Origin of the sequence: Nocardioides carbamazepini, assembly GCF_024614185.1 — a bacterium.
Lineage (GTDB): Bacteria > Actinomycetota > Actinomycetes > Propionibacteriales > Nocardioidaceae > Nocardioides > Nocardioides carbamazepini.
The window spans coordinates 321,675-330,668 of record NZ_JAHTLF010000013.1; the positions used below are offsets into that span (position 1 = coordinate 321,675).

An 8,994-nucleotide genomic window follows, 5' to 3' on the forward strand; every position below is an offset into this window, starting at 1 on the left:
CCCGGTGAGCGCGATCTACATCCACGAGGAGATCGACATCATCGGCGCCCGTCGGGCCGACTACCTGACGCACATGACGTCGGGCTGGGACGCCGCGGCGCGCGACGAGCGCGGGATGCGCTGCTTCGGGGTCTGGGCGACGGTCGGCAGCACCGGCCGCTGGCCGACCGTCGTCAACATGTGGGAGCTGGACGGCTGGGAGGGCCTGGCGGCGAACTTCGCCCACGAGCTCTCGCACGACTCGCTCCAGGACCCGACGCTGGCCCGCTGGTGGTCGGCCGCCGCCGAGCTGCGCTCCGGCGGCAGGGACCGGATCCTCCTGCCCGCCGACTACAGCCCGACGATCGACGCACTGTGCGCGGACCTGCCGCCCTCGGTCTGCCACCTCCACGAGGTGGTCACCGTCGCCCGGGGCGCGGCCCGCGACTACCTGTCGCTCCTGGCCGACGAGTGGCTCGACACGGCGCTCGCCGCCGGCCTCGGGCTCACCGGCGCCTACCGCACCGCGATGGTCTCCGACAGCGAGGTCGTCGTCGTGTGGTCGGTCCCCGACTGGGCCCGCTGGGCGGAGATCGAGCAGCTCCTCGACCAAAGCCCCGCCGTCGACCGGTGGCGCGAGCGCACCGCCGGCCTCGTCCTGTCCGACCAGCGCACCCTGCTGTGCGCCGCCCCGCTGGCGCCGCTGCGCACCGGCCGGCAACCGTGAACCCGAGAGGATCCTCCGTGACCCACACGTCCTTGCTCGACGGCATCCGCGTCGTCGAGTGCACCCTGCTGGAGCCCGGCGCCCTGGCCATGACCCTCGGCGACCTGGGCGCCGACGTGGTCAAGGTCGAGCCACCGGGCGGCGACTACATCCGCCGGCTCGGCTGGCCGATCGTCGAGGGGCACTCGCTGCTGCACTGGCACGTCAACCGCGGCAAGCGGTCGATCAGCCTCGACCTCCGCTCGCCCGGCGGCCCGGAGGTGTTCCTCGACCTGGTCGAGCGCGCCGACGTCGTCGTCGAGGGCATGCGCCCCGGCGCACTCGAGCGGCGCGGCCTGGGCTACGACCGGCTGCGGGAGGTCAACCCGGCGATCGTGCTGTGTTCGCTGTCCGGCTTCGGGATCGACGGCCCCTACCGGGACCTGCCCTCGCACGGGGTCGGATTCGACGCCTGGGCCGGCCTCGCCACGCCCGCCGTCGACGACGAGGGGTTCACCTACATCCCCGAGCACACCGGCACCGGCACCAAGGTCGGGCCGCTGTGGGGCGCCCTCGCGGCGGTCTCCGCGGTGCTGCGCGCGCGTCGTACCGGCGTCGGCTGCCACCTCGACATCTCCCAGAGCGACGCCGCCGCGTTCAGCAACTGGCTGCCGATCGAGGGGCATCGCGCCTACGAGCGACCCGAGCCCGAGGTCACCGGCAACCCCGCCGACGACGGTGCCCGGCGCCGCCCGGGCCCGGGCGGGATGGAGGAGGCCGTGCGCTACCAGTACTACCGGTCGGCCGACGGGCACATCCTCTTCCAGGCCTCCGAGCAGGAGTTCTGGCACAACTTCTGCGTCGCCTGCGACCGGCTGGACCTCTACCGCGGCCGTGAGGGTCAGCGGTACGGCGACCACGCCACCGGCGACCGGAACCTGCGGGCGGCTCTCCAGGAGCTGTTCGTCACCCGGACCACCGCCGCGTGGGTCGAGCTCGGGCTCGCCATCGACTGCCCCATCGCGCCGGTCAACGACGCCGCGGGGATCGCCCGGGACCCCCAGTTCGCGCACCGGATGCCGTGGTGGCCCGCGGCGGAGCACGGCGCCGACCTGCTGCCCACACCGGTCAACGTCCTCGGGGAGTCCCGCCGTCCCCCTCGCCGCGCCCCCGAGGTCGGTGCCGACACGGACGAGGTACTGGCCGAGCTGGGCTACCCCGCGGAGCGCGTGGCGTCGTTGCGGCGCTCGGGCGCCATCGCCCGGGACGGAGCGGGAACCGGATCGTGACCGGGCCGGATCAGCGGCGCGGGGACCGTCGCGTCGCCGTCGTCACCGGCGCGAGCCGCGGGCTCGGCAAGGGCATCGCGCTCGCGCTCGGCGAGGCCGGGTACGTCGTCTACGTCACCGGCCGCAGCGTCACCCCGGGCGCTCACGACCTCGGGGGCACCGTCGGCGAGACCGCCCGGGCGGTGACCGAGCGCGGCGGCACCGGCATCGGCGTCGCCTGCGACCACCGCGATGACGACGCCGTCGCGGACCTCGTCGCGCGGGTGCGGGCCGAGGCGGGCGTGCTCGACCTGCTGGTCAACAACGCCTTCGCGGTCCCGGACGGGGTGACGTCGAGCGGCGGGTTCTGGGAGAAGCCGCTCGACGTCGTGATGATGTTCGACGTCGGGCTGCGCTCGACGTACACGACGACCTGGCACGCCGCTCCCCTGCTGCTGGCGTCCGCCGCCCGGTCGCCGCTGGTCGTCAACATCTCCGGCTTCGGCGCGATCTGCTACCTCCACGGACCGGCCTACGGCGCGGTCAAGGCGGGGGTGGACAAGATGACCCACGACATGGCCGTCGACCTCGCCGACCGCGGGGTGAGCGTGGTCTCGCTCTGGCCGGGACTGCTGCGCACCGAACGCACGATGCGGGTGGTCGACGCCGACCCGGCTCTCTACCGGGACTCGCTGTCGATCATGGAGCACCCCGAGCTCACCGGCCGGGCGATCGCGGCTCTCGACGCCGGACCGCCCACCGGCAAGCGGGAGCGGTCCGGGCGCGCGCTCATCGGCGCCGAGCTGGCGATCGAGCTCGGCGTGAGCGACATCGACGGCCGGCGGCCGGTCTCGCGGCGTACGTCGCTGGGCGGGCCGGCGACCTACAGCGACGCCGTGGTGCGCTAGGGGGTGGGTCAGCCGCCCATCGCGTTCGGGTTGCGCCACTGCCGCTCGAACGGCAGCCGCCAGGCGAACGGCGCGACGAGCTGGTGGATCTGGTTGGGTCCCCAGCTGCCCTGCCGGTAGGGCCGGACGACGGGCGGGTTCTCGAGCAGCGGCTGGGAGACCTCCCACAGCCGCTCGATGCCCTCCGCCGAGGTGAACAGGGTCTGGTCACCACGTGCGGCGTCGTAGATGAGCCGCTCGTAGGCCTCCAGCACCGAGCCCGCCCAGGTGGTGTCGCCCATCGCGAACTGCATGGAGAGCTTGTCGAGCTTCATCCCCGGACCGGGGCGCTTTCCGTAGAACGACAACGACATCTTGGCCTTGTCGGCCAGGTCGAAGGTGAGGTGGTCGGGCCCGTGGTCACCGACACCCGAGTTGTGCGGGAACATCGAGCGCGGGGGCTCCTTGAAGGCGATCGAGATGATCCGCGCACCCTCGGCCAGCCGCTTGCCGGTGCGGAGGTAGAAGGGGACACCCGCCCAGCGCCAGTTGTCGATGAAGCACTTGAGGGCGATGAAGGTCTCGGTCTCCGACTCGGGCGCGACGCCCGCGATGCCGCGGTAGCCCTCGTACTGGCCGCGCACGACATTGGCCGGGTCGATCGGCATCATCGACCGGAAGACCTTGTTCTTCTCGTCGTTGATCGCGTCGGGTGCCAGTGAGGTCGGCGGCTCCATCGCGGTGAACGCGAGCACCTGGAACAGGTGGGTGACCACCATGTCGCGGTAGGCGCCGGTCGACTCGTAGAAGTCGGCGCGCTGCTCGAGCCCGAGCTCCTCCGGCACGTCGATCTGGACGTGGTCGATGTTGTTGCGGTGCCAGATCGGCTCGAAGAGCCCGTTGGCGAAGCGGAAGGCGAGGATGTTCTGCGCGGCCTCCTTCCCGAGGAAGTGGTCGATCCGGTAGATCTGCGACTCGTCGAAGGTCTTGTGCAGCTCGGCGTTGAGCTTCTTGGCCGAGGCGAGGTCGACGCCGAACGGCTTCTCCATGATGATCCGCCCGCCCTCGGCGAGCCCGGCGTCGTCGATGGTCTTGACCACGGTCGGCGCCGCCTTGGGCGGGACGCTCAGGTAGTGCAGCCGGACCCGGTCGCCGTCCCAGTCGGCCTCGGCCTTCTCGACGGCGGCGCGCAGCCCGGACGTGCCCTCCGTGCCGGGCGCCCAGTGCAGCAGCTTGGAGAACTCCGGCCAGGCCGCCATGTCGCCGTCGTCGCCGGAGAACTCCATCACCGCCTCGTGCGCCAACGCGACGAACGACTCGGTGGTGTGCTCGTCGAGCGAGGTGCCGACGATGCGCAGTTGCGGGAGCAGTCCGGTCTCGAACAGGTGGAGCATGCCTGGGAGCAGCTTGCGACGGGCGAGGTCCCCCGTCGCGCCGAACAGTACGACCGTCACGGGCTTCTGGGTCTTCGATGCCATGTCGTCCACAGTGCCTCCTCGGTGTTGCCGCCACGATAACGACAGGCGTCCGGTCAGGCACTGTCGGTCATGACTGCCCGGCCTCCCGTTCCTGGTACTCCCGAGGGGACATGCCGTGGAAGCGCGAGAAGGCGGTGCTGAAGGTCGGCAGGTGGGCGTAGCCGAGGCGTCGCGCGACCGAGCTGGGCTTGGCGCCGCCGACGAGCAGGTCGCGGGCAATGCGCATGCGGGCCGCGTAACGCCAACGGGCGAAGGTCATGCCCGTCTGGTCGCGAAAGGCTCGGTGGACCTCGACGGGCACGTCGAGCGCGGGCGAGCCGCCGGGGGCCCCGAGCCGGCGCAGGTAGTCAATCGCGGCCGCACGCGCTCGCGGCTCGGTCGGCATCGGGACCGACAGGGCACGTTGCGCGGCGACCTGCTCGGCGAACAGGCCGAGGATGTGCCGGGGGTCGTAGTCGACGGGTCGCAGCCTGGACCGCGCGCTGACGGAGCAGAACATCAGGTAGTCGTCCCAGGAGGGTGAGAACCGCGCCTGAAGGGGCTCGGTCAGCTGGAGGTCGCCCGTGCTGGCGTTGCCGAGCGGCAGCGAGACGGAGTTCTCCCGCAGGACCGTGACATGGTCGGCGCCGGCGGGGATCCAGGTAGCGACGCCTCGCTCCCGCTCGTACCTCTGATCGCCGATGTCCAGATATCCGCTGCCGCGATACACCCAGGTGAGCACGTGGGACTCGTTGGCGTGCGGGGGCGTGCGGGTCGCGGGCAGCAGGTCCGGCGCGGCACGGGTCTCGCCCGGGCCCAGCATGCTGACCATTGCATCGGTCTGCCGGGCCGCTGTCGCTCGCTCGCCGAGCGTGGCCGCGCCGCCGGTCGCGACCTGGCGCAGGACCTCTTTGCCGAACTCGTGGGGCGTTCGCCCGAACCGCTGTTTGAACGCACGGGTCAGGCCGTTGCGGCTGGCGAAGCCGATCCGTGCGGCCACCTGGTCGACGTCATAGCCGGCCGCCAGCAGCTCGACGGCCGCACTAAGCCGACAGGCGAGTCGCCACTGCTCGAAGGTGAGGCCGGTGTCGGCGACGAAGCCCCGGCGCAGACTGCGCGCACTGCACAGCACACGGCTCGCCCACTGCTCGAGGGTGAGGTCGAGGGCGGGGTCCCGAAGCAGTTCCTCGGCCAACGCCCGGGCACCGCCGGCTCTCGGCACCGTCGGCGCCGAGAGGGCGATATCGGGGTCGCGCTCGCCGTGGCGCCTCCCCGCGGGGCGCAGCAGGTCTGCGATGGCGCCCTGCGGGTAGCCGTGCGCGCTGTACGGCGTGACCTGGAGGTTGAAGTGCTGGATCAGCCAGTCCTGCCAGCCGCCGGGCACGTCGAACCTGGTCGGTGTGCCGGGGGCGCCGGCCCCGACGGTGGCCTGGGGCAACAGCGGGAACGCGACGGTGCCCGGTTCGGTGGCGATCACCCGGTCGCGCCAGCCCTCGGCCGGAATCCAGATCCCCTGTCCACGCTCGAGGCAGTACGGCGCGGCGTCATCGAGGCGGACATGAGCGGTGCCGCTGCGCACCCAGAGCAGCATGGGCCGGCGAGGCATGCCGGTCTCGTCGGCGCGGACTGCGGGGATCGGCGGCGGATCGCTCGCCCTCGCGGCGAGCGACTGCGGGTGCGTCACATCCTAAGCATACGGCAGTCTGCGCACACCATGGAGAGTGAGGATTGCCTAACCTTAACAGCGGCCCTCCGCCGATGGTGGCGCGCGGCCCTCTCCCCCTCGAAGCGATCAGAAATGGGCCGTTCTCAGCATGCCGAAGACCTCACGCCGGCTCACCGTCCACCCACTGACCCTGCGGGAAGTCGAGGTCGTTCGGGTTGTGGACCTGACGCCGGGGATGCGGCGGGTCACCCTGACCGGTGAGCAGCTGCGCGCGTTCACCTCGGCGAACGGCTTTCCGCAGCCGGCGTTCGACTCGCCGGGCTTCGACGACGACATCGCGCTCTATTTCCCCTACCCCGGCCAGAGCGAGCCGGTGCTGCCGGTGCAGCAGGAGGGCGGTCTGAGCACACCCCGGGGCCCGCGGCCGCTGTCGCGGGAGTACACCGTCCGCCGCTGGAACCCCGAGACCGGCGAGCTGGACGTCGACTTCGTCAAGCACGGCATCGGCGTCGGGACGACCTGGGCCTACCGCGCTCGCCCCGGCGACCGCATCCACCTCACCGGTCCGACCAGCTCGAAGGCGTTCCCTGTCGGCGCGGAATGGCTGCTCGTCGCCGGCGACGACACCACGATCCCCGCGATCACCCGCCTGCTCGACGAGCTGCCCGAGGATGCGCGGGCGCAGGTGTTCGTCGAGGTCGCTGAGGAGTCCCACCGTCGCCAGGTGCGGGCGCTGCCGCACGTCGAGGTGACCTGGCTGGTGCGCGACGGCGCCGAGGCCGGTACGACGACGCTGCTCGTCGACGCGGTCCGGAGCGCCACCTGGTGGGATGGCCGCCCGTTCGCGTGGGTCGCCGGGGAGCGCACCGCTGTACGCGATCTGCGCCGCCATCTCGTCGAGGACCGCGGCATGGCGAAGACCGACATCGAGTTCACCGGGTACTGGCGTCGTGGCCAGGTCGTGGCACTGGAGACCGACGAGGCAGTGCCCGACCCCGAGAAGTCGATCACGCCGTTCGACAAGCTCCACGACCTGACGGAGCTGATCGCACCGATCGCGATCCGCACCGCCGTCGAGCTGGACGTCCCCGAGCTGATCTCCCGCGGTGTCATCAGCGTGGCGGACCTCGCCGCCAGGGCCGGTGCCGACGAGCGGGCGCTGGGCAAGCTGCTGCGCTACCTGCACGCCCTGGACGTCCTGACCGAGACCGAGCCGGGCCGCTACGGCCTGGCACCGATGGGCGAGGTGCTGACCGTCGAGTTCATGGCCGACTACCTGCACCCTGCCGGGGCGCTGGGGCGGGAGATGCTCGGCATCCACGGACTCACCGAGTCGATCCGCACCGGCCGGGCGTCGTACGCGTCCGTCACGGGCCGGACCTACGCCGACGCACGAGCCGAGCAGGACTACGAGGACCGCTACCTGGAGCGCCTGGCCGAGCTCCAGTCCGCGCTCGCCGTGTCGATCGCCACCTCCGACCTGCTGAAGGGTGTCGAGCACCTGGTGATCCACTCCGACGGCGCCGGCGCCCAGGCCGGCGAGTTCGTCGCGGTCCACGACGACCTGCGGGTGACGATCTGCGCACTGCCCGCCCAGGCCGACTGGCTGCGCCGGGACCTGCCCACCACCGTCCCCGAGGAGCAGCAGCGCGCGCGGGTCGGCGTGGTCGAGCAGTCCGTGTTCGAGCCCGGCCCGGCGTCGGACGCCGTGCTCGTCAGCCGCGCGTTCAAGGCCCTGCCCGACCTCGACGCCGCCCACGCGCTGCGCCGAGCCTCCGAGCGCCTCCTGCCCGGCGGCCGGGTGTTGCTGATCGAGGAGGTCTTCGACACCGACGACCTCGACGAGCACGACGGCGAGGCCGACCTGCTCGCCCTCACGGTGCATGGATCCGGCCTGCGCACCGTCGCCGAGCTCGATGCCGTCATCGCCCGCGCCGGGCTCGCCCGCAGCGCGACCCACACCGTCGGGTGGGGCACCTCGGTCCACGAGCTGGTGCCTGCCGACTCCCGCTGACCCCCACCCCACCGAGAAGAAGGACACATCCTTGGCCACGACACCCCTGAGACGACGCGCCACGCCCATGGCCGCCGTACTCCTGAACGCCGCGCTCGTCCTCACCGCCTGCGGCAGTGACGGCGACAAGGCCGACCAGGCCGGCAAGACGCACGGCGTCGAGGCCGACAACGGGACGGTCGAGGTCCCCGTCGACCCGCAGCGGGTCGCGGTCCTCGGCAATGCGGTCCTGCCGTACCTCGACCTCGGCGGCGAGCCGATCGCGGTCACCGACCTGGACGGCGGCGCGCTGGCCGACCTCCCGCCCGACCAACGGGCCGCCTACGACGCCGCGACGAACGTGGGCGTGAACGGCGGGGAGGCCGACTACGAGAAGCTCGCCACGCTGAAGCCGGACGTCATCGTGATCGCGGCGCCCGAGAGCGACTACGAGAAGCTCGACGACAAGCTGACCTCGATCGCACCGGCCGTCCACCTGGGGTTCGACAGTGACTGGAAGTTCCGCGCCACCGCGCTGGCGGAGGCGACCAACGAGATGGACGCGTTCGACGAGCAGAAGGCCAGCTACGACGACCTGGTCACCGAGATCCGGCAGGAGTACGGCGACACCATGAGGAGCGCGAAGATCACCGAGGCCTACCGATGGGACACGGAGGATGCGGGCAAGTTCAGCATCAACGGCTCGTTGTGCGCCGAGGTCGTCCGCGACGAGGGCATCATCGACTTCGCTCCGGCCGAGTTCTCGGTGTCCTTCGAGCAGATCGGCAGCCTGGCCGAGAGTGACCTGGTCCTGTACCCCGCGGGCATCGACGGCGAGCCGTCGGCGGCCATCGCTCCCGTGCTGGAGACCAACGCCTGGAAGGCGCTGCCGACGGTGCGGTCCGGCCACGTGCAGGGGATCTACTGCCCGTGGGGCAGGTCGTTCGGCTTCATGGCGCAGTACCTGGAGGGGCTCGAGCGAGCCCTGGCGACGCTCGAGACCCAGCAGTGACGACCGCCCGACGGCCGCATTTCGCG

Annotated in this window: 7 protein-coding genes; 5 read left to right on the forward strand and 2 right to left on the reverse strand. The window is 71.8% G+C overall.

The features are described 5' to 3' along the window. Positions 1 to 4 precede the first annotated feature (4 nt). From KVF89_RS08490 to KVF89_RS08500, 3 genes are read left to right on the forward strand one after another with little or no spacing between them, the layout of a single operon-like run. Positions 5 to 706 carry a hypothetical protein gene (locus tag KVF89_RS08490; protein WP_257424875.1) on the forward strand — a complete coding sequence of 234 codons (702 nt, stop codon included), beginning with the start codon at positions 5 to 7 and terminating at the stop codon, positions 704 to 706. 17 nt (positions 707 to 723) lie between these two features. Beyond that, entirely contained in the window at positions 724 to 1,974 is a 1,251-nt protein-coding gene (locus tag KVF89_RS08495) for a CaiB/BaiF CoA transferase family protein (protein ID WP_257424876.1), read from the forward strand. Further along, a complete protein-coding gene (locus tag KVF89_RS08500) occupies positions 1,971 to 2,861 on the forward strand; it encodes an SDR family NAD(P)-dependent oxidoreductase (RefSeq protein WP_257424877.1) in 891 nt (296 codons plus the stop codon). The genes KVF89_RS08495 and KVF89_RS08500 overlap by 4 nt, the downstream gene beginning before the upstream one ends. 8 nt (positions 2,862 to 2,869) lie before the next feature. Here the strand turns inward: KVF89_RS08500 and zwf are convergent, their stop codons facing one another. Together zwf and KVF89_RS08510 are read right to left on the reverse strand one after the other, a co-directional pair. After that, entirely contained in the window at positions 2,870 to 4,318 is a 1,449-nt protein-coding gene (gene zwf / locus KVF89_RS08505; protein ID WP_257424878.1) for a glucose-6-phosphate dehydrogenase, read from the reverse strand. A 67-nt stretch (positions 4,319 to 4,385) separates the two neighbouring features. Continuing rightward, complete coding sequence (locus KVF89_RS08510) at positions 4,386 to 5,981, reverse strand: helix-turn-helix domain-containing protein (protein ID WP_257424879.1); 1,596 nt, start codon at positions 5,979 to 5,981, stop codon at positions 4,386 to 4,388. A 130-nt stretch (positions 5,982 to 6,111) separates the two neighbouring features. Between KVF89_RS08510 and KVF89_RS08515 the strand changes: the two genes are divergently transcribed. Together KVF89_RS08515 and KVF89_RS08520 are read left to right on the forward strand one after the other, a co-directional pair. Beyond that, positions 6,112 to 7,977, forward strand: a complete 1,866-nt coding sequence (locus KVF89_RS08515; protein WP_257424881.1) for a siderophore-interacting protein — start codon at positions 6,112 to 6,114, stop codon at positions 7,975 to 7,977. Positions 7,978 to 8,008: 31 nt separating this feature from the next. Then, positions 8,009 to 8,968, forward strand: a complete 960-nt coding sequence (locus tag KVF89_RS08520; RefSeq protein ID WP_257424882.1) for an ABC transporter substrate-binding protein — start codon at positions 8,009 to 8,011, stop codon at positions 8,966 to 8,968. Positions 8,969 to 8,994 lie beyond the last annotated feature (26 nt).